The organism is Lipingzhangella halophila (assembly GCF_014203805.1).
In the GTDB taxonomy this organism is placed as follows: domain Bacteria; phylum Actinomycetota; class Actinomycetes; order Streptosporangiales; family Streptosporangiaceae; genus Lipingzhangella; species Lipingzhangella halophila.
This window is the reverse complement of the sequence record NZ_JACHJT010000001.1, coordinates 2,557,108-2,576,432: the sequence shown is the minus strand read 5'-3', so window position 1 is coordinate 2,576,432 and position 19,325 is coordinate 2,557,108. Positions and strand designations below refer to the sequence as shown.

Genomic DNA, 19,325 nt, shown 5'->3' with positions numbered 1-19,325 from the left:
CAAAGCCTAGGATACTGATAACCGTTTTCAAGTGGCGGGGGGCGGTGTTCTCCGCGCGACGAGCCACAGGACCACCCCGCCCACGGTGGGCAGAATCGCCATGACAACCCAGGGCAGCGCGGCGTCCGGCGTCGGCGTGTACGCGCGGTCCAGCATCGCCCCCACACCGGCGCTTCCCGCCAGCACCGCGAGCCCGCCCGTGGAGGACAGGAACCCGAAGTAGCTTCCCAGCCGCCGCTCCCCCGCCAGGCGCGCCACCAGGTCCTGGGCCACCGGAACCGCCAGCATCTGGCCGAACGTCAGACAGGTCACCAGCGCGACGGCCGGGGCCAGCGCGAAAGAGCCGGACGGCGGTTCGGTGGGAGCGCTCACCGAGACCGCCGCGAACGCCGTCGCGAGCAGGCCGAATCCCAGAGGCAGCGCGCGCGCCGCCCCCAGCCGCCTGCGCGCCCACGCGGCGAGCGGCAGTTGGCCCACCACGATCAGCACCGAGGCCAGGGCGAACATCCATCCCAGCGCCCACTGGCCGCCCGTGGCGCGCTGCAGCTCCACCGGCAGCGCGAGATAGAGCTGGTTGTAGCTCACCAGGTACGCGCTGTAGCCGAGCGCGAAAACGAGGAACGCCCGGTTGCGCAGCACCTCGCCCCACCCGGCGAAGGCCGCCTCCCCCGAGCTGCGGGCCGGAATCCCGGGAAGCAGCCGGTAGTGGCCGAAGAGTATGGCCGTGAACGCCGCCGCTGCGACCAGGCAGGTGAGCGTGAAGTCGACGCGCAGCAGTGCGGCACCCAGCATCGGGCCGGCGACCGCGCCGAGCTCGCCGCAGATCGCGAACAGCGCGAACAGCTCGGCCCGGGTGATGGTGCCGCGCCGCTCCAGCGCCGTGCCCTCGTCGGCCAGCGCCGCCTCGACCGCGGGGGAGAACAGCGCGCCGGCGAACCCGGTCAGCACCGCCCCGACCAGCACAACCGGGAAGGTCGGGGCGAACGCCAGCACGACGAACCCGGCGATGCGCACCGCGCAGCCGGCCAGCACCACCGGGCGGGTGCCGAACCGGTCGGCGAGCGCGCCCCCGACGACGAACAGGCCCTGCTGGCTGAACGTCCGCACCCCCAGCACCACCCCGATCGCCCATCCCGCCATGGCGAGGTCGTCGGCGAGATGCACCGCGAGGAACGGCACGACCAGGTAGAAGCCCAGGTTGAAGGCGAGCTGGGTGAGCAGCAGCAACTGGGCGACACAGGGGAGCCCGGCGAACCTGGCCAGGAGCGACCATCGGCGCAGGGGGTTCAGGCTGCGCGACACGGTGGCGGCGGACACGGGTGGGACCTCCCTACTCAGAGGTGGCGGCGCCGTCGGGCAGCGGGCCGCCTGCCGTGTTGTTCTCGGGGTCGACCGCCGGGGCCGGCAGGCGCGGGATCGCCTCGATGAGGCGCCGGGTGTAGGCCTGCCGCGGGGAGGAGAGCACGTCGGCGACGGTGCCCTGCTCCACGACCCGGCCGTCGCGCATTACCAGGGCGCGGTCGCAAAGGGTGCGGACCACACCGAGATCGTGGGAGATGAGGACCAGGCCGAGGCCGCGCTCGTCGCTGAGGCGGCGCAGCAGCTCCAGGACGCGGCCACGGGCGGAGACGTCCAGGGCGCTCACCGGTTCGTCCGCGACGAGCAGGCGCGGACCGGGGGCGATGGCGCGGGCGATCGCCAGCCGCTGCCGCTGTCCGCCGGAGAACTCGTGCGGGTAGCGGTCGGCCATCGCCGCGTCGAGGCCGACAGCGGTGAGCACCTCGGCGACCCGGCGCCGGTGGTCGACGTCGATGCCCAGGCAGGCCAGTGGCTCGGCAATGCTGCGCCCCACGCGCACGCGCGGGTTGAGCGAACCAGCCGGGTCCTGCGGCACGAGTTGCACCCGCGCGCGGAACCACCGCGTGCGCCGCGCGCTCCCGGGGCGCACCCGCCACTGGTCGGGGCCGAACCTGATGTCACCGGAGTCGGGGCGTTCCAGCGCGAGCAGGGTCCGCGCGAGTGTGGACTTGCCGGAGCCGGACTCGCCTACCACGCCCAGGCGCTCGGCGGGCAGGACCGTGAAGCTCACCCGATCCAGCGCCGTGACCTCGTGCGCGGCGGAGAACAGCGAGGCTCGGGCGCGGTAGCGGCGCCGCAGAGCGCGCACCGTGAGCAAGGGGGCCGGCGTTGGGGACGGCGCCGTGGCGGATTCGGGCTCGCGAGGGGCCATCGGGGCTACTCGTTCCATCCGGCCGCCCTTGCGTCGGCGAGCAGCGCCCGGGTGTGCTCGTGGGCGGGGTCGCGCAGCAGCGACGCGGTCGGTCCGCGCTCGATGATCCGGCCGTCGCGCAACACCAGGACACGTTCGCAGCTCCGCGCGACCACAGCGAGGTCGTGCGTGATGAACAACAGGGACGGCCGGTGGTCGGTCTCCAGGTCCAGGACCCGGTCGAGCAGGTCCAGGATCTCGGCCTGGACGGTGACGTCGAGCGCCGAGGTCGGCTCGTCGGCGATGAGGACCCGGGGCCGGCAGGCCAGCGCCATGGCGATGCACACGCGCTGTCGCTGACCGCCCGACAGGTGTACGGGATACGCGCGCGCGGTCGCGGCCGGCTCGGCGAAGCCCACCAGCTCCAGAAACCCCACCGCGGTCCGCGCCGCCGCGGGCGCGCTCATGCCCTGGTGCCTCCGGAACGGCTCGGCGACCTGCCGGCCCACCCGGACCAGAGGGTTCAGCGCGGTAAGCGCGTCCTGGAAGACCATCGCCATCCTGGCTCCGCGGACTCGGCGCATCGCCCGCTCGTCCAGGGTGAGCAGCTCGGTTCCGTCGAGCCGGACGCTGCCGGCCGCCGTGCAGCCGGGTGGGAGCAGTCCCATGAGCGCGAGCGCGGTCAGCGACTTGCCGGACCCGGACTCACCGATGAGCCCGAGCCGCTCCCCCGGTCGCATCCGGAACCCGACGTCCTCGACGGGGTAGCTGGCAAGGCCCCTACCGGCCACCCGGACTCGCAGGTCGGCCACCTCCAGCACACCAGCTCCCCTCTCACGCAAGACAACTGCAAACGAAAACGGTTATCAGTAGCTTAACAGTCGCATCAGGCGGCATGAGCGGAATGCGGGGACACTCAGGGCCCGCGAGTATGCGCGAACAGTTCCCGGGTTGATAATCATTTTCGTACTATGCGGACTGTGACACATACAGCCCCCGGACCACTGACCCCCGCGCGGTTCCTGCCTCCGGCCGCCTTCCTCGCCCGGCTCACGGAACTCGACGACCAGCTCAACGCCACCGACCTGCGCCCGTCTCCCGAAGTCAACGAGGCCTTCGGCCGGCTCGTCGAGATGTGTACCGTCGTCGACGACGAGCTGACCGACCGGGTCCTGAACGATCCCGTCGCCAGCTCCCTTGTCCCGTCGCTTCGCTCGTTGAGCGCGCGCGGCGAGAGCGCGCTCGAACACGAGTGGGCCCGCCGGATCATCGCCGCCGACGACCCCTGGGCAGAGCTCCGGAAGTTCCCCTACCTCGACAACTACCGCCGCCTGGTGCGCTTCGAGCTCGCGGGGCTGACCGCCGTGGGCACTCCCCCGCCCGAGTCGGCCGTCATCCTCGGCGCGGGCCCCCTGCCGCTCACGGGCCTGGAGCTGGCACGCCGGCACGGAATCGGCGTCACCAACGTCGACAACGATGCCGAGGCCTGCGAACTCGCGAACGGCGTGAGCAGGGCGCTCGGCATCGGAGAACGGGCGGCGACGCTCCACGGCGACGCCCGGGCCCCCGCACTGCTCCCCCAGGTCGCCGATGCCGGCGTCGTCCTGCTGGCCGCTCTCGTCGGCGCCGACAGCACCGCCAAGCGGGGCGTGAGCCGGTCCCTGTCGGGGATCATGCACCGCGACTCGCTGCTGCTGACCCGCTCGGCGCACCGGCTTCGCACGGCGCTCTATCCGCCGGTCTCCCCCGACGACCTGAGCGGATTCCGGACCCTGCTGGAGATGCACCCCTGTGACGACGTCGTCAACTCCGTCCTCGTCTCGCGCCCCGAGCCCGCCGCCGGACCGGACCGGCCCTAGCGTGCCCACGCCGCCGCGAGGCAGTGCGCGTCGATGGTCTCGGGCTCGTAGTAACCGCGGTCCATGAGATGGTCCAGGCGCAGCGGGTCCTGGTACCCGGACGCGCGCAGCAGTCGGCGCGCCCGCGTGTGGTCGATACCCCGGTAGTACGGCAGGCCGCGGCGCAGCCGCAGGTAGGCGGCGAGGAAGCGCCAACCCACCGGGGCGTCGGCGCGCGAGCGCCACCCGGTGCGCAGCAACCGGACCTCCTGGCGCCAGGTGTTCCACATGCCGTCACTGAGCAGCACCGCTCCGCCGGGCCGCAGAACCCCGCGCCAGTCGCGCAGCGCCGCGGCCGGATCGGTGAGCGTCCAGAGCACGTTGCGGCACGTGACCAGGTCGAAGCCGGTCCCGACGTCGGGCAGCGGGTGCGCGTAGCCCGCACGGAGGTCCACCCGCACACCGGCGTCGGCGAACTCCTTCGCCGCGATCTCGCGCATCTGCTGGGCGGGCTCGACGGCAACCACCTCGTGCCCCAGTTCGGCGAAGGCCAGCGCCACGAACCCGGTCCCGGTGCCTACATCGAGTACCCGCAGCGGCCCGCTGCGGTCCGGCAGCAACCGCTCGACGGCGTTGGCGTAGACGGCCAGCCACGCGTCGCGGTCGGGCGTCGCGGCGATATCGGCCCGGAAGCTCTCGGCCCGCCAGTCCCAGTACTGCCGGACTCTCTCGCGCACCATCTGAGAACTCAGCGACATGCGTTCCTTTCGCACCTCGGTCACCGCCGCGCGCACGCGCCGCCGCGGATACTCTTGCGAACAACTTGCAACAGCATGACACAGGCGAATCCGGATACCCAGTGCCGGGGGGCATGGCGCCGCGGCTCAGTCCGTACCGGTGGCCACGACCGCGAATGACTCAGCGGGCAGCTCCACGACCGTTCCACCCGTGCTGACCTCCTTGGATGCCAGGAGAACAGCACCGGCCGGACGGTCGAGAACCGCCGCGGCGGGCAACGGCCGCAGGTTGCACACCACGCGCAGCGCGCCCCGGTGCAGGACGAGGACGCGGCCGTCGTCCGCGGCGTCCACCCGGAAGCGGTGCAGCCGGGGGTCGGCCAGCTCGGGACGGGCGCGGCGGAGCGCGATGAGCGAGCGGTAGGCCTCAAGGACCTCGCGGTGCGGGGAGCGGTACCGCTCGTGCCACCGCAGAACGCTGCGGTCCCGGGTCGCGGGGTCGAGCGGGTCGGGAACGGCCTCCGCGGCAGTGTTCGCGTCCGTGTCCCAGCCGTGTTCGGCGAACTCGCGGCGCCGGCCCTGGCGCACCCCCTCCGCCAGTTCCGGGTCCGCGAACGACGCGAAGAACTGCCACGGGGTCGAGGCGGCCCACTCCTCGCCCATGAACAGCATCGGGGTGTAGGGCGAGCACAGCACCAGGGCGGCGCCGCACACCTGGGCGTCCGGCGAGACAGTGGCCGAGATCCGGTCCCCGCGCGCCCGGTTGCCGACCTGGTCGTGGTTCTGCAGGTAGCCCAGGAAGCGGCTGCCGGGGATGGTGCGGCGGTCCACCGGGGCGCCGTGCGCGCGGCCGCGGAACGCGGAGTAACCGCCGTCGTGCAGGAACACCCGGCGCAGTGTTCGGGGGAGCGCGTCGGGCGGCCCGAAGTCGGCGTAGTAGCCCTGGCGTTCCCCGGTGAGCGCGACGTGCAGGGCGTGGTGCAGGTCGTCCGACCACTGGGCGGTCATGTGGTAGCCGCCGGCCTCGCGCGGGGTCACGGTGCGCGCATCGTTGCGGTCGGACTCGGCGATGAGCGAGAGCGGCCGGCGCAGCCCGGCCGCGAGCGCGTCGACCTCCTCGGACAGTTCGGTGAGCAGGTGGACGGCGCGGGTGTCGCGCAACGCGTGCACGGCGTCCAGCCGCAGCCCGTCCAGGTGGTAGTCGCGCAGCCACTCCACAGCGTTGTCGATGACGTAGGCGCGCACCTCGTCGGAGCCGGGGCCGTCCAGGTTGACCGACGGCCCCCAGGTGTTCTCCCCAGTGATGTAGGGCCCGTACCTGGGCAGATAGGCCCCCGAAGGCCCCAGGTGGTTGTAGACGGCGTCGAGCACGACGCCCAGTCCGCGCCCGTGGCAGGCGTCCACGAGGCGCTTGAGGCCGTCAGGACCACCGTAGGGCTCGTGCACGGCCCCCCACAGCACGCCGTCGTAGCCCCACCCGCGCACGCCGTCGAAGGCGTTCACCGGCAGCAGCTCGACCAGATCCACCCCGAGGTCGACCAGGTGGTCGAGGCGGTCGGCGGCGGCGTCGAACGTCCCTTCCGGGGTGAAGGTTCCGACGTGCAGCTCGTAGAGCACGGAGCCCGGCAGCGCGCGTCCGGTCCAGTGCGAGTCGGTCCAGGAGAACGCGGCGTGGTCGTAGACCCGCGAGGCGCCGTGGACACCGTCCGGCTGCCACCGCGAACGGGGGTCCGGCAACCAGACCGGGTCCTCGTCCAGGAGGTAGGCGTAGTCGGTACCGTGCGGCGCGTCGGGCACGTCGATGTACCACCAACCGCCGGCGCCGGGCTCCATGTCGCGGTCGCCGTCGTGGATCCGCAGCCGGACGCGCCGGCGTCCGGGCGCCCACACCGAGAACCGGCGCGGGCCCGAGTGGTCGTGGCTCACGAACGCCGATCTACCCGGCACCCGGATGCGCCACGCGCACCGGCGACGATGACAGACAGCGAGGTCAGGCTGGCCGGTGCACCGATACCGTCCATGCCGCGGTGACGTCGGTGACCTCGGCGAGAGCGGCGACGCCGCGGTCCAGTGCGACCGGGTCGGCGTGCCGGGCGCTGGGTCCCATCGCGACGAGCGTGCGGACGCCGGCACGGTCGAGCCGCAGCGGCGAGCTGACCTCCTGGTGGTGCTCGGCCACGAAGTCCGGCGCCAGGCTCTCGGCGATCCGCTCTTCCTTGTGCGGGTCGACCCGGATCAGGCCCAGGGGTTCGCGGAGCTCGGCCAGGTGCCGAGCGGTCGGTGTGACCACGACGAGCGCTCCCCCGCCGGCCAGCACGCGGCGGAACTCCGGCCCGTTGCGGGGAGCGAAGACGTTCAGCAGTACCCCCACCGAGCCGCTGCGCAGCGGCAGGACGCGCCAGGCGTCGCAGGCCACGGCGCCGGCGCGCGGGTGCGCCCGGGCCGCGCGGCGCAGTGCGTACACGGAGAGGTCGAGCGCCGCCCCGTGGGCGTGGGGCAGCGCGTCGAGCACCTGGCTCAGGTAGTAGCCGGTCCCCGCTCCGGCGTCGGCGACCAGCCCCGGCTCGGGGGCGAGCCCGGCGACAACCGCGGCGAGCCGTCGCGCGAGTGGGGCGAAGTAGCCGGCCGCGAGGAACTCGTGGCGTGCCTGGACCATAGCGGCGCTGTCGCCGGGCGCGGCGGCGCGCCGCCGCCCGGTGAGCAGGCTGACGTAGCCCTGCCGGGCCACGTCGAACGTGTGGCCCGCAGCGCAGGCCAGCGCGTTGCCGTCCGGCGCCAGATCGGCCCCGCAGTGCGGGCATGCCAGCGCCGCGAGTACGGGAGTTGGCATCCGCAGCCGGGAGAGCACGGCGGGGCGCTGGTCATCGGTGCCTGACATGGTCGAGAACACCATATCCGGCCAACCGGGAACCAAGGTGTTCTCCGAGTTGGGCGAAACGTCAACCACCGCGCACGAGCAGCGCCACCGGGTAGCGGTCCAGCAGTTCGGCGAGGGTGGCCACGGTGAGGCCGTCGGTTCCGGTGGGGGCCAGGGCGCGGCGGGTGAGCAGGTCGGTCCAGCTCCCCGGTCCCGACGGCAGGGGTAGCACGGTGTCCGCCCAGCCACCCCCCGCGGCCAGTCCCAGGGGGAGCCGGGTGGCGACGGTGACGACGTCGAGGTCGGGCCCCCGCGCGAAGGCGAGGACGTGCGCGGCGGCGGGTCCCGAGGCCGCGAGGGGCCGGTACCCGGTCAGCTCGCGCTCGCGTCGCAGGTGCAAGGCCTCCCGCACGACGTGCAGCTTGACCTCGCCCGTGGCGTCGACCACCGGAAGCCGGCCGCGTTCCAGCCGCTCCAGGAGCGCCTGCCGGGCGGTGAAGTCCACGGGCCGCCGGTTGTCCGGGTCGACCAGCGAAAGGTCCCAGAGCTCGGTGCCCTGGTAGACGTCAGGCACTCCGGGCGCCGTGAGCTGCACGATCTTCTGTCCGAGGGAGTTGGTCCAGCCGGCCCGCCGGATGTGCGCGACGATCCTGGCCACGTCGTTCGACAGCTCGCTGTCGGAGAGCACGCGTTCCGGCCAGGCCAGCACTTCCTCCTCGAACGCGGTGTCGTTGCGCAACCAGGAAGTGCGCAGCTTGCTCTCGCGAGCGGCCTTGAGCAGGTACTCGGCCAGCCGCCGGGCGCTGACCGGCCACACCCCCACCAGGGTCTGCCAGGCCAGCAGGTTCAGGGCGGGCTCACTCAGTCCGCACCGGGCCGTCCAGTCGCGTACTGCCGCGGCGAACTCCTCGGGGATCTCGGAGAGCGCGGCGAGGCGGGCCCGCACGTCCTCGGAGCGTTTGGTGTCGTGCGTGGACAGCGCCGTCATCGTGGCCGGCCAGCAGGCCGCCCGGTTCGCGGCACGGGTGTGGAAGGTGCGCACGTCGACCCCGAAGGCGCTGGGGTCCGCCCCGACCTCGTTGGCGGCGACGAAGCGCGTGCGGCGGTAGAGAGCGGTGTCCTCCACTCCCTTGGCGACCACCATGCCGCTGGTCTGCTGGATGCGCCGGGCGAGCTCTCCGGCCGGTTCGGCGCGCGCCCTGCGGTCGATCTCGACCAGCAGGTCCGCGAGGTCGGGGCGGGACCGTTCGGCCGCGCGCACCGCCGCCTCCCAGACGTCCTCCCCTTCGGGAAGGTAGCTGCGGTAGGCCGGGAAGCTGGCGAGGAGCTCACAGACCGCCTGTTCGGCGCGCCCGCTCCCGGAGACGCCGGCCCGCCCCGCCGCTTCCGGGACTTCCACCCGCAGCACCTCGGCGATCCGCCGTACCTCGGGGGCGAACAGCCCTTCGGCCGCCTCGTGCCGGCTGCGCTCCTCGACAGCGGCGCCGACCGGAACGTCCAGGGACTTCGCCAGCTCGGTGAACGGCACCTCACCCGCCGGGTCGACGAACACCCCGCACACATCGTGCAGCGCGTCGTAGCCGGTGGTCCCGGACACCGGCCACGAGGCGGGCGGGTGCTCGCCGGGAGCCAGGATCTTCTCCGCGACGATCCACCCGTCGAACTCCCGCGCAAGCCGGCGCAGGTACCCGCCGGGGTCACTCAGCCCGTCGACGTGGTCGACCCGCAGGCCGTCGAGCTCGCCGCGCTCGGCCCAGCGCAGGATCTCCGCGTGCGTGGCGGCGAAGACGTCGGGGTCCTCCACCCGCACCGCGGCGAGCCCGTTGATGTCGAAGAAGCGGCGGTAGTTCAGCTCGCCGGCGCGCCGCCAGGACACGAGCCGGTAGTGCTGGCGCTGGTGCACCTCGCCGGGGTCGTCGTCGGCCCCGTAGCTTCCAGGGGCGAGCGGGAAGCGGTGCTCGTGGTAGGCCAGGCAGCCGTCGGCGATGCTGAGCTGGGCCAGCGCGGCCGCGCCGCCGTCGCCGTCGTCGGCCAGGACGGGCAGCACGATGGGTCCGCGTGCCCAGTCGATGTCGAAGAAGCGCGCGAAGTCGGAGTCGCGGCCGTGCCGCAGCACGTTCCACCACCACGGGTTGGCGGCGGGCTCGGCAACCGACATGTGGTTGGGCACGATGTCGGCGACGAAACCCAGGTGGCGCTGGCGCAGGGTGGCGACGAGCGCGACGCGCGCCGCGTCGCCGCCCAGCGCGGGTGCGACGGACGAGGGGTCCACAACGTCGTAGCCGTGCTGGGATCCGGGAGCGGCGGTGAGGATCGGGGCGGAGTAGAGCGCGCCGACGCCGAGTCGGGCGAGGTAGCCGGCGACCTCCGCTGCGTCGTCAAGAGTGAATTCCGGCCGCAGCTGCAACCGGTAGGTCGAGGTGGGCACGCGCGCGCTCATCGCTACCTCGTATGCCCGCACGGGTGCCGGGTCATGCACCGCGGGGATCGGGACCTCTACCGGAATCGTCGCCGGTCACCGGCCGAAACGGAGCCATGGCGCGGTGGGTGGTCCCGCCGCACCCGCCTGGCGGCAGAGGGCTGAGCGATTCCCCACAGACCCCTCATTAGGCACGACGCGTCACCAATTGTTAAGTTTCTCGGCGGTGACCAGTCACCGAACGGTCACCGAAGCCGCAGCCGAACTGGCCAACACGGGTGCCGCGTGTCTCCGGGCGCCCTGAGGGAATGGAGAGGGCACCGTGCTCTCCGCTCTTTACCGCACGCCCGCCGCAGTCGCGCTCGCCGCCGCGGTGGCGCTGTCGAGCGCCTGCGGCAGCGACAACGCCGTGCGCGGTGATTCGACCATCCCGGTCCCCGAGGGTCTGGAATGCTTCGACGGCAACATCTCCGCGTCCGGATCCAGCGCGCAGGAGAACGCGATGCAGACCTGGATCGCCGGCTACCAGAGGGCCTGCGAGAAGGGCGATATCTACTACGACGCGATCGGTTCGGGGGGCGGCCGCAACCAGTTCGTCGACGGCGCCGTCGACTTCGCCGGCTCCGACGCCCCGCTCGACTCCGAGGAGCACCGGTTCGCCGCCGAACGCTGCAACGGCTCCGAGGCGATCAACCTGCCGGCCTACGTGATACCGATCGCGGTGGTGGTCAACGTAGCGGGCGTCGACTCGCTGAACCTGCGCCCGGAGACCATCGCGCGGATCTTCAACGGGGAGATCACGAACTGGAACGACCCGGCCATCGCCGAGACCAATCCCGACGTCGACCTGCCCGACCGCCGGATCACGCCGGTCACGCGCTCCGACGAGTCGGGCACGACCGAGAACTTCACCGCCTATCTCGACGCCGCCGCCGGCGACGCCTGGCCCCACGAGCCCGATGGCCAGTGGCCGACCCCGCCCGCCGAGGCCGCCCAGGGCAACAGCGGCGTGGCCGAGGCCGTCAAGGGAGGCGATGGCATGATCGGTTATGTGGAGGCGTCGCACGCCGAAGCAATGTCAACGGTTCGGGTCGGCGTGGGCGACGAGTTCGTCGAGATGACCCCCGAGGCCGCCGCCGAGGTGGTCGCGGCCTCCCCCGAGCGCGAGGAGAACAGCGAGTACGACCTCGCGCTGGAGCTGGACTACCGGATCACCGACGCCGCGACCTATCCGATCGTGCTCATCACCTACGAGATCACGTGCCTGGAGTACGACGACCCGGACACGGCCGAACGGGTCAAGACGTTCCTGAACTACCTCGTCAGCGAGGAGGGCCAGCAGGCCGCCTCGGACGAGACCGGCTCCGCCCCACTGTCGGACGACCTGCGGGGCCGGGTGCAGGAGTCGATCGACGCGGTCCACGGACCCAAGTAGTCCCACGGGTTTCGTGTTGGGGGGCGGGGTGAGCGCCCGATGGTGACACGGCCGACGAGAGCAGCGAGGACAGTGGGTGGGCTGGCCTGCGGTGGATGGTTCTGGTGCCCGGTGGTGGTGCACCCGACGAAAGCAGCAGCGAAGGCCGGTGGTGGGTGGCCCCCCAGTAGTCGGCGCGGGTACCCGACGGTGGCGCGCCCGACGGGGCGGCGAGGGCAGTGGGTGGCGGGGTCTGGTGGTAATCGGTACGGGTGCCCGGCGGTGACGCGGCCGACGGGGGCGGCGGTGACCGGTGGCGGGGCGCGGCGAGAGTGTCCATGGCGTCATTTTCGATGTTGAGTCGTATCGAGAGTGACTGTGGGGACGTTCTCGGCGCTGAGTATGTCCGCACGGTCAGTTTCGGTTCCGCGTGAGCCCCCATGCGCCCGCTATGCCCGGATTGTGGGCAATCTGAGCGCCGATCTTGCGGATTTCGGTCCTCCAAGGCGCATGGAAGGACCGAAATCCGCAAGATCGGCGAGGAGCAGCACCAAGAACGCCCACACCGCCCCCGTCGGCCGCGTCACCGCCGGGCACCCGCACCGACACCCACGGGCCGGCCCACCCACTGTCCTCGCTGCTCTCGTTGGGCACGCCACCATCGGGCACCAGGAGCGGTTACTGGGGCCAGCCCACACCGTCCTCGCCGCCCTCCTTGGACGCGCCACCACCCGCCCACAGCACCGGTGCTCGCACGACTCCATCGGCAGCCACTGTGCGTGAGGGCTCAGGTGTCGGACAGCCCCAACCGCAGGTGGTCGATGTGGTGTACGGCCTGGTCCAGCAGTTGGGCCACGTGGTGGTCGTAAAGGGCGTAGCGCATGCTGCGGCCCTCACGCGTGGCGGTGACCAGGCCAAGGGTGCGCAGTAGCCGCAGCTGGTGGGAGACGGCCGACTGCGACAGCCCGGCGGTCTCCACGATCTGGCCCACGGTCTGCGGTCCCGTACGCAGCGCCGTCAGGATCAGCAGCCTGCTCGGCGCCGCGAGCGCCTGCAGTGTCTCGGCGACCTTGGCGGCACCGGCCGCATCGAGTCGCGCCGGAGCGGCCGTGGTGGCGTGCCCTCCCATGTCCGCGGCGGACGTGTCCGATGCCTGGTGCCCCATGCCGCCAATGCTACTGGTCGGTCGGAGAGCCCGCGATTTTCCAACCCACATATGAAGACGTCTTCATATGAGATTATATTTGTGGGAGTCCCGATAGCCGAGCCCCAGCCAGGAGCCCGACCATGCAATCCGCTCCCGCCCCCACGGCCGCGCGGCCCGCGGGGGACGGCCCGCGCGCCACGGCGCCGCCCCGCCGCACTCCCCTGTTCGCCCTCACCGAGGCACGCTGGGCCGCGGCCGCTCTCGTGCTGTTCGCCGCCGGGGGTTTCGCCCACCTCGCCGGCGCGCCCGAGTGGCTGTACTGGGTCCTGTACCTGGCCTGCTACGCGTGCGGCGGATGGGAGTCCGCCCTGTCCGGGCTGCGCGCGCTGCGCGAGCCCCGGCTCGACGTGGACCTGCTCATGGTCGTGGCCGCCATCGGGGCCGCGGCGATCGGGCAGATCTTCGACGGCGCGCTGCTCATCGTCATCTTCGCCACGTCCGGTGCGCTGGAGGCGTTCGCCACCCAACGCACCCAGGACTCCGTGCAGGGTCTACTCGATCTCGCCCCCGAGCGCGGGGTACGTCTCGCCGCCGACGGCACCGAGGAGACGGTCGACGCGGCCGAGCTCGTCGTGGGCGACCGGTTGCTCGTGCGGCCGGGCGAGCGGATCTGCGGCGACGCGGTCGTCGAGGCCGGCGAGAGCGAGATCGACCAGGCCACCATCACCGGCGAACCGCTCCCCGCCGCCAAGCGTCCCGGTGACGAGGTTTTCGCCGGGACCGTGAACGGGTCGGGGAGCCTGCGGCTGCGCGTCCAGCGGCCGGCGCGCGAGTCCGTTGTGGCCCGCATCGCCGAGATGGTGCGCCACGCTTCGGCCACCCGGGCGCGGACGCAGCTGTTCATCGAGCGCTTCGAGCAGCACTACTCGGTGGGCGTGGTGGTCGCGACGCTGGCGATGTTCGGCGTTCCCCTGCTGCTGGGCGCCGAGCTGGAGTCGGCGTTGCTGCGCGCCATGACGCTGATGATCGTCGCCTCACCGTGCGCTGTGGTGCTGGCCACCATGCCCCCGATGCTGGCCGCCATCTCCAACGCCGGCCGGCACGGGGTGCTGGTGAAGAGTGCCGTGGTACTGGAGCGTCTCGCCGACACCTCCGTCGTCGCGCTGGACAAGACCGGCACCCTGACCGAGGGCCGGCCCTCGGTCACCCGCGTCCACACGCTGAGCGGCCTCGACCACACCGAGTCGGACATCCTGCGCCTCGCGGCGACCGCCGAGCTGGGCAGCGAGCACCCGGTGGGCGCCGCCATCGTGGCCGCCGCTCGCGATGCCGGCCTCGACCTGCCGCCCGAAGCCGCGGTGGCACCCGGCTTCACGGCCATGCCCGGACGCGGGGTGGTGGCCACGGTGGACGGGCGCAGCGTCCAGGTGGGCGACCTCGACCGGCTGCTGCCCGGCGGAGCCCAGCCGGCGCGCCTGGAGGAGGCGCGGAGGGTCATCGACGGGGTCCAGTCACACGGGCACACCGCGGTGACCGTGCTCGACAACGGCGCTCCGATCGCGGTCCTCCAGGTCGAGGACACGGTCCGCGCCACCGCCGCCGCGGCCGTCCGCCGTTGCGCGGAGCTGACGGCCACCGCGCCGCTGCTGCTCACCGGGGACCAGCCGCGGGCCGCGGGCCGGGTCGCCGCCGAGACGGGCATCAGTGACGTGCGGGCCGGGCTGCTCCCCGAAGGCAAGGCCGATGCCGTCGCCGCCCTGGAGGAGCACGGCCAACGGGTCGCCCTTGTGGGGGACGGCATCAACGACGCCCCGGCCATGGCCACCGCGCACACCGGTATCGCCATGGGCGCGGCGGGAGCGGGCGTCACCGTGCAGGCGGCGGACGTCGTGGTGGTCCGCGACGACCTCAACGCCATCCCGGCGGTGCTCGCCCTGGCCCGGCGCGCCCGGCGGCTGGTGATCGCGAACCTGGCCATCGCCGGCACCTTCATCGTGACCCTGGTGGCCTGGGACATCACGGGGACGCTGCCGCTGCCTCTCGGTGTGGCCGGGCACGAGGGGTCGACCATCCTGGTCGCACTGAACGGCCTGCGGCTGCTGCGGAGCTCCGAGTGGCGGCGCGCGGCGGGTTCGTAAGCCGGCCCGGCCCGCGGGACCGCCTCAGGTTGCGGCAATGGGGCACCTCCGAGCGAAGCGAGGGGTGCCACAGCTCGCCGCTGAACGATGGTGCACCGTGCGCTCGGCGGCAAGCTGGCTCGCTCGCTGAACTCGCTACGCCCCATTGCCGCGACTTTCCCTATGGGGCGCTACCGCGGGCCGAACGCTCAGCCGCGCCCGACGTCGGTCTCCAGGTGCGTGCACAGCCAGGCGTGCTGGGCGAACGCCACGCGCAGGGCGAGTGCCCGGTAGCGGCTCCCGTAGTCGACGACAGCGTTCACCTCGGCCACCTCCGGATCCTCGCTGTGCAGGTAGGCCCGGCGCACCCGGGGACTACGGGCGCAGGCGTAGATCCCGCTGCGGCGCACCAGCAGGGTGTAGGCCCCGTACGAGAGCAGTGACCGCATCTGGACAGGGCTGCGCTGGCCGGCCAGTACCTCGGCGATAAGCTGGGTGAAGCGGCACAACTGGCGGTCGGTCCGGGTGTTGCGGATCCGGGAGGGGCACGGCGCGGCGCGGCGGCGCGTGGGCAGGGGGCGGGCGGGCTCTGGGATATTGCAGGTCATCGAAGAATCCCTTCCAGCCGGGATAACTGGTGACGGGCCGACCGGACCCGTCACCCATAACAGAGTCGGCAGCGGCACCTGATTGCCACCCGCGGACCGGATTTTTTTCGGCGGACGGAGCCGCCCCCTCCCCACTGCGCGGAGACGCCCGACATTTGGGCATACTGCTCACGTGACTGGTGAGTACCTGGACTCCCCCGTTCCGGTCGCTCTTGCGCACCGAGGTGGCTGGCTGATCGACGGCTCGGGGCGGGTCCGCACCGAACTGGAAAACACCGCGCCCGCGTTCGAGCACGCCATAAGCCTCGGATACCGCTATCTGGAGACCGACGTGCACGCGACCCGCGACGGCGTGCTCCTGGCCTTCCACGACGAGACACTCGACCGCACCACCGACCGCGGCGGACGGATCGCCGAGCTCGACTACTCCGAGGTGGCCCGGGCACGGGTGGGCGGTAGCGAGCCCATCCCGGTGCTGGAGGACCTGTTGGGGGCGTGGCCCGACACCCGGTTCAACATCGACATCAAGGCCGACAACGCCGTCGAGCCGCTGGTCGAGGTGCTGCGCCGCACCCGGGCGTGGAACCGGGTCTGCGTGGGCTCGTTCAGCCAGCGGCGGCTGGACCATGCTCGCGCCGCCTTCGACCGCCCGGTCGCGACCTCCTGCGGACCGGTCGACGCGGCCCGGCTGCGGTTCGCCTCGTTGACCCCGGTGCTGCGGTGGCTGGTCCGCGCGGGCGTGAGCTGCGCCCAGATTCCCCTGCGCACGCGCGGGTTCCCGGTGCTCAGCCGGGACTTCATCGCCACGGCGCACAAGTTCGGGATGCAGGTGCACGTATGGACCATCAACCGTCCGGCGGTCATGGCGCGGCTGCTCGACGCCGGCGTCGACGGCATCGTCACCGACAACACCGTCGCGCTGCGGCGGCTGCTGACCGAACGCGGTGAGTGGGACAATTCCGGTCCTATCGACGACCAGAACAGGTGGCCGCGCGAATGAGCCAAGCCCCCACGGACCCCACCGCGGGCAACGCTCCGTCGGCTGATCCCCATCAGCGGCGGCGCGAGCAGCGCGGGTGGTACGTCTACGACTGGGCCAACTCGGTGTTCATGACCTCGGTGGTCACCGTGGCGATCGGCCCCTACCTTAGCGAGCTCGCCTGCGCCCAGGCCGGTGCGCCCGACACCGACGCCTGCACCGGCGGCGCCTACTACGTCCATCCGCTGGGCCTGGAGCTGCACGCCAACTCGTTCTACCCGGCCGTCACCACGGTGGCGATCCTGCTGCAGATCCTGCTGCTGCCCCTCATGGGCGCGATGGTCGACCAGTCCCGGCACAAGAAGGCCTGGCTGTTCTGGACCGCCGCGGTCGGGTCGGCCGCCACCTCCGCCATCTACCTCGCCGGAGACAGCTACCTGGCCGTGGGCGCGCTGTTCCTGATAGCCAACGTCGCCTACGGCGCGTCCCTGGTCGTCTACCACGCCTTCCTGCCCGAGGTCGCCACCGCGGACGAGCGCGACCGGGTCTCCACCACGGGGTGGGCTGTGGGCTACCTGGGTGGTGCGTTGCTCCTCGTGGTGCACCTGGCGCTGATCGTCGCCCACGACAGTGTCGGGGTCACCGAGGGCACGGCGGTGCGCATCGCGATCGTCTCCACGGGATTCTGGTGGGTCGGCTTCACGGTCCTGGCGCTGCGGCCGCTGCGCAACCGGATCGGCGCGCTCGCGGCGGCACGGCCAGGACGACCCAACCCCGCCACGTCGCTACGCCAGCTCGGACACACGCTCGGCGAGATGCGCTCGAACCCGCACGTCATCCTTTTTCTGCTGGCCTTCATCCTCTTCAACGACGGGATCCAGGCCGCCATCCGCTACGCGTCGCCGTTCGCCCTGCAGGATCTTGGACTGGGCTATCCCGTGCTGATGGGCACCATCCTGGCGATCCAGTTCGTGGCGTTCGGCGGCGCGCTCGCCTTCGGCCGGATCGCGCGCCAGTTCGGTGCTAAGCGCACGGTTCTGGGCACCCTGGTCGTCTGGTCCGCCCTGGTGACGCTGGGCTTCCTGCTTCCGGCGGGTGCGCCGGTGCTGTTCGTCGCGCTCGGGCTGGGCATCGGGGTGGTCCTGGGCGGCACCCAGGCGCTGGCGCGTTCCATGTTCTCGCAGATGATCCCGCATGGCCGCGAGGCGGAGTACTTCGGGATCTACCAGATCAGCGAACGCGGCTCGACGTTCCTCGGCTCGCTGGCCGTGACCATCGCGGTCAACCTGACCGGCGGATACCGGGTCGCGATCTTCTCCCTGATCGCGTTCTTCATCCTTGGCGGGATCCTGCTGTGGAAGGCGAACCTGCGCTCCGCCATCCAAGGGGCCGGCAACGAGCTGCCGACCCGGATCTGAACCGGGTCTGCGTACCGGGGTGGTCGCGCCCTACGGGGCGTCGCGCGCGAGCTCACCCGGGTTGTCGAGCTCCGGGACGTGGCCGGGCGGTGCGCCGGGAACGCCCTTGAGCCCGGCCCAGCGGCGCACCATCGCGGTGGCGGCGGCCCGGTCCTGCGGGGCCAACTGCTCGATGTCGGCGCCGTGGTTGGCCCGGGGCGCGACGAACCGGGCGGAGTCGCGCTCACCGCCCCGTTGCACGCGGAACGACTCGGCGCCCCACGGGTCGAACTCGCCGTCGACGAACAGCAGGCGCTCGCCGCGCGTGCGCACCCACTGGTCGATGTCGGACATCGCCTCGGCGTCGAACTCCGGGGTGCCGACTCCCTCGGGCAGGTAGCTGGCCGCCCGGAACAGGCCCGGGTACTCCAGCAGGTCGTCGATGTGGTCGGTGGGCACGCTCGGGTACCCGAGCTGGCTGGCGGCCTGGTAGTAGTACGGAACGTAGGGCTCGATCGCCTCGTCGTGGGTGCGGTACCAGCCGTAGACGTCGCCCAGGAACTCGGCGATCTCGGTGGTGGAGGAGTCGCCGTCCGGGATGTCGGCGCAGCGCTCCTGGGTCTGGAACTGCCAGAAGTGCCACGGGGTGTCGAGCACGATGAGCTCGAAGGCGGCGTCGGCGCTCGGGAGGCTCCCGCCGAACGTCCAGCCCTGCTCGGCGGCACGTTCCTCGTAGCGCGCGACGAGGTCGCCGCGGCGCTCCAAGGACTCCCGCTGGAGTGCGGCGAGGTCCTGCCGGCACCGCGGGTCGGTGCCCACATTGCCGAAGAACTCCAGGTAGGCGCTGTCCTCCTGGTTGTCGGCGTCGTTCGGCGCGACGTAGGCGACGGTGCCGTCGAGGTCGCCAGGGTAGAAGCGCCGGTGGTACACCGAGGTCATACCGCCTTTGGAGGCGCCGGTGGAGATCCACTCCTCCTCGTAGATATCGCCTAGTGCCCGGATGAGGCGGTGGTGGTCGGTGGCCGCCTGGCGGATGTCGAGGTCGCTCCAGTCGGCGGGATCGGGGCGCGACGAGCCGAAGAACCGCTGCTCGGTGGAGACCTGGTTGCCGTCGACCAGCCGCGCGGGCTCCGACCGGAAGGGCTCGGTGACCACGTCGTATCCGGTGGTGTGCAGCACGGTCGGCCGGTCGAGCCCGCGGTGCAGCAGGGCCAGCCGCTGGCTGAAGACCTGTTCGCCGGGAGCCGCGTGATCGGCGGGTTGTTCGTACTCCAGGACGAAGTGCCGGAAGCCCTCGGGCGCGTCGTTCTCCGCCACAACGGTGAGCCCGGGGACCTCGCTGAGCCGGTCAACGATTTCGCTCTCGTCCTCGGCAGAGCGCTGCTCGGCCCAAATGGGACTCTTCCCCAGAACCAGTGTTGTTACAGTGAGGAACAGAACGATTCCAGAACGACACGACTCGGGCGCATGCGTACCCGGGAGGAGCATCCCGCCTCCTGCTGCGATCGGTGCGAACCATCTGGTACATGCCCGTAGCGTGGGCGGGAAAACGGAATCGCGGACCGGCAGGAAGTTGCTGGCACCACCGCGTACTCGGTCCCCC

General features: G+C 72.0%; 15 protein-coding genes. 5 read left to right on the top strand and 10 right to left on the bottom strand.

The features are described 5' to 3' along the window. Nucleotides 1-27: 27 nt before the first annotated feature. The 3 genes from F4561_RS11650 to F4561_RS11640 are packed head-to-tail and all read right to left on the bottom strand — an operon-like array spanning nucleotide 28 to nucleotide 3,030. Complete coding sequence (locus F4561_RS11650; RefSeq protein ID WP_184577907.1) at nucleotides 28-1,317, bottom strand: MDR family MFS transporter; 1,290 nt, start codon at nucleotides 1,315-1,317, stop codon at nucleotides 28-30. A gap of 13 nt (nucleotides 1,318-1,330) precedes the next feature. Beyond that, the gene (locus F4561_RS11645) at nucleotides 1,331-2,230 is read right to left on the bottom strand and encodes an ABC transporter ATP-binding protein (protein WP_184577904.1); all 900 of its coding nucleotides are present in this window, start codon (nucleotides 2,228-2,230) and stop codon (nucleotides 1,331-1,333) included. A gap of 5 nt (nucleotides 2,231-2,235) precedes the next feature. After that, nucleotides 2,236-3,030 (bottom strand): ABC transporter ATP-binding protein, encoded by a 795-nt coding sequence (locus tag F4561_RS11640; RefSeq protein ID WP_184577901.1) that lies wholly within the window; start codon nucleotides 3,028-3,030, stop codon nucleotides 2,236-2,238. A 159-nt stretch (nucleotides 3,031-3,189) separates the two neighbouring features. On the opposite strand from F4561_RS11640, the gene F4561_RS11635 reads away from it, so the two are divergent. After that, on the top strand, nucleotides 3,190-4,068 hold the full coding sequence (locus F4561_RS11635; protein WP_312885217.1) for a nicotianamine synthase family protein: 879 nt from the start codon (nucleotides 3,190-3,192) through the stop codon (nucleotides 4,066-4,068). On the opposite strand, the gene F4561_RS11630 is transcribed toward F4561_RS11635, so the two are convergent. The 4 genes from F4561_RS11630 to treY form a co-directional block, all read right to left on the bottom strand. Continuing rightward, nucleotides 4,065-4,805 carry a class I SAM-dependent methyltransferase gene (locus F4561_RS11630; protein WP_184577895.1) on the bottom strand — a complete coding sequence of 247 codons (741 nt, stop codon included), beginning with the start codon at nucleotides 4,803-4,805 and terminating at the stop codon, nucleotides 4,065-4,067. The genes F4561_RS11635 and F4561_RS11630 overlap by 4 nt on opposite strands. Nucleotides 4,806-4,931: 126 nt before the next feature. After that, entirely contained in the window at nucleotides 4,932-6,710 is a 1,779-nt protein-coding gene (gene treZ, locus F4561_RS11625; RefSeq protein ID WP_184577892.1) for a malto-oligosyltrehalose trehalohydrolase, read from the bottom strand. Between the two features lie 64 nt (nucleotides 6,711-6,774). Further along, a complete protein-coding gene (locus F4561_RS11620) occupies nucleotides 6,775-7,614 on the bottom strand; it encodes a putative RNA methyltransferase (protein ID WP_184583509.1) in 840 nt (279 codons plus the stop codon). Nucleotides 7,615-7,723: 109 nt separating this feature from the next. Beyond that, the gene (treY, locus tag F4561_RS11615) at nucleotides 7,724-10,081 is read right to left on the bottom strand and encodes a malto-oligosyltrehalose synthase (RefSeq protein WP_184577889.1); all 2,358 of its coding nucleotides are present in this window, start codon (nucleotides 10,079-10,081) and stop codon (nucleotides 7,724-7,726) included. 301 nt (nucleotides 10,082-10,382) lie between these two features. Between treY and pstS the strand changes: the two genes are divergently transcribed. After that, nucleotides 10,383-11,495 carry a phosphate ABC transporter substrate-binding protein PstS gene (gene pstS / locus F4561_RS11610; RefSeq protein WP_184577887.1) on the top strand — a complete coding sequence of 371 codons (1,113 nt, stop codon included), beginning with the start codon at nucleotides 10,383-10,385 and terminating at the stop codon, nucleotides 11,493-11,495. 766 nt (nucleotides 11,496-12,261) lie between these two features. Here the strand turns inward: pstS and F4561_RS11605 are convergent. Further along, complete coding sequence (locus F4561_RS11605) at nucleotides 12,262-12,639, bottom strand: ArsR/SmtB family transcription factor (RefSeq protein ID WP_281384083.1); 378 nt, start codon at nucleotides 12,637-12,639, stop codon at nucleotides 12,262-12,264. 122 nt (nucleotides 12,640-12,761) lie between these two features. Here F4561_RS11605 and F4561_RS11600 point away from each other — a divergent pair, with 122 nt between their 5' ends. Then, nucleotides 12,762-14,759, top strand: coding sequence for a heavy metal translocating P-type ATPase (locus tag F4561_RS11600; RefSeq protein ID WP_184577884.1), 1,998 nt, complete (start codon nucleotides 12,762-12,764; stop codon nucleotides 14,757-14,759). Nucleotides 14,760-14,947: 188 nt separating this feature from the next. Here F4561_RS11600 and F4561_RS11595 read toward each other — a convergent pair whose 3' ends face one another. Further along, nucleotides 14,948-15,346 carry an Rv3235 family protein gene (locus F4561_RS11595; RefSeq protein WP_246437186.1) on the bottom strand — a complete coding sequence of 133 codons (399 nt, stop codon included), beginning with the start codon at nucleotides 15,344-15,346 and terminating at the stop codon, nucleotides 14,948-14,950. A gap of 172 nt (nucleotides 15,347-15,518) precedes the next feature. Between F4561_RS11595 and F4561_RS11590 the strand changes: the two genes are divergently transcribed. Beyond that, entirely contained in the window at nucleotides 15,519-16,346 is an 828-nt protein-coding gene (locus tag F4561_RS11590; RefSeq protein ID WP_184577881.1) for a glycerophosphodiester phosphodiesterase family protein, read from the top strand. Further along, nucleotides 16,343-17,743 carry an MFS transporter gene (locus tag F4561_RS11585; protein WP_184577878.1) on the top strand — a complete coding sequence of 467 codons (1,401 nt, stop codon included), beginning with the start codon at nucleotides 16,343-16,345 and terminating at the stop codon, nucleotides 17,741-17,743. Before F4561_RS11590 ends, F4561_RS11585 begins: the two co-directional genes overlap by 4 nt. Nucleotides 17,744-17,773: 30 nt before the next feature. Here the strand turns inward: F4561_RS11585 and F4561_RS11580 are convergent, their stop codons facing one another. Further along, nucleotides 17,774-19,210 carry a S28 family serine protease gene (locus tag F4561_RS11580; RefSeq protein WP_184577873.1) on the bottom strand — a complete coding sequence of 479 codons (1,437 nt, stop codon included), beginning with the start codon at nucleotides 19,208-19,210 and terminating at the stop codon, nucleotides 17,774-17,776. Between the last annotated feature and the right edge of the window lie 115 nt (nucleotides 19,211-19,325).

Coding starts and splice junctions, on each gene's coding strand:
- F4561_RS11645 (WP_184577904.1), bottom strand. CDS start 2,230: ATGGCCCCTCGCGAGCCCGAATCCGCCACGGCGCCGTCCCCAACGCCG.
- F4561_RS11630 (WP_184577895.1), bottom strand. CDS start 4,805: ATGTCGCTGAGTTCTCAGATGGTGCGCGAGAGAGTCCGGCAGTACTGG.
- F4561_RS11620 (WP_184583509.1), bottom strand. CDS start 7,614: ATGCCAACTCCCGTACTCGCGGCGCTGGCATGCCCGCACTGCGGGGCC.
- treY (WP_184577889.1), bottom strand. CDS start 10,081: ATGAGCGCGCGCGTGCCCACCTCGACCTACCGGTTGCAGCTGCGGCCG.
- F4561_RS11605 (WP_281384083.1), bottom strand. CDS start 12,639: ATGGGGCACCAGGCATCGGACACGTCCGCCGCGGACATGGGAGGGCAC.
- F4561_RS11600 (WP_184577884.1), top strand. CDS start 12,762: ATGCAATCCGCTCCCGCCCCCACGGCCGCGCGGCCCGCGGGGGACGGC.
- F4561_RS11595 (WP_246437186.1), bottom strand. CDS start 15,346: ATGACCTGCAATATCCCAGAGCCCGCCCGCCCCCTGCCCACGCGCCGC.
- F4561_RS11585 (WP_184577878.1), top strand. CDS start 16,343: ATGAGCCAAGCCCCCACGGACCCCACCGCGGGCAACGCTCCGTCGGCT.
- F4561_RS11580 (WP_184577873.1), bottom strand. CDS start 19,210: ATGCTCCTCCCGGGTACGCATGCGCCCGAGTCGTGTCGTTCTGGAATC.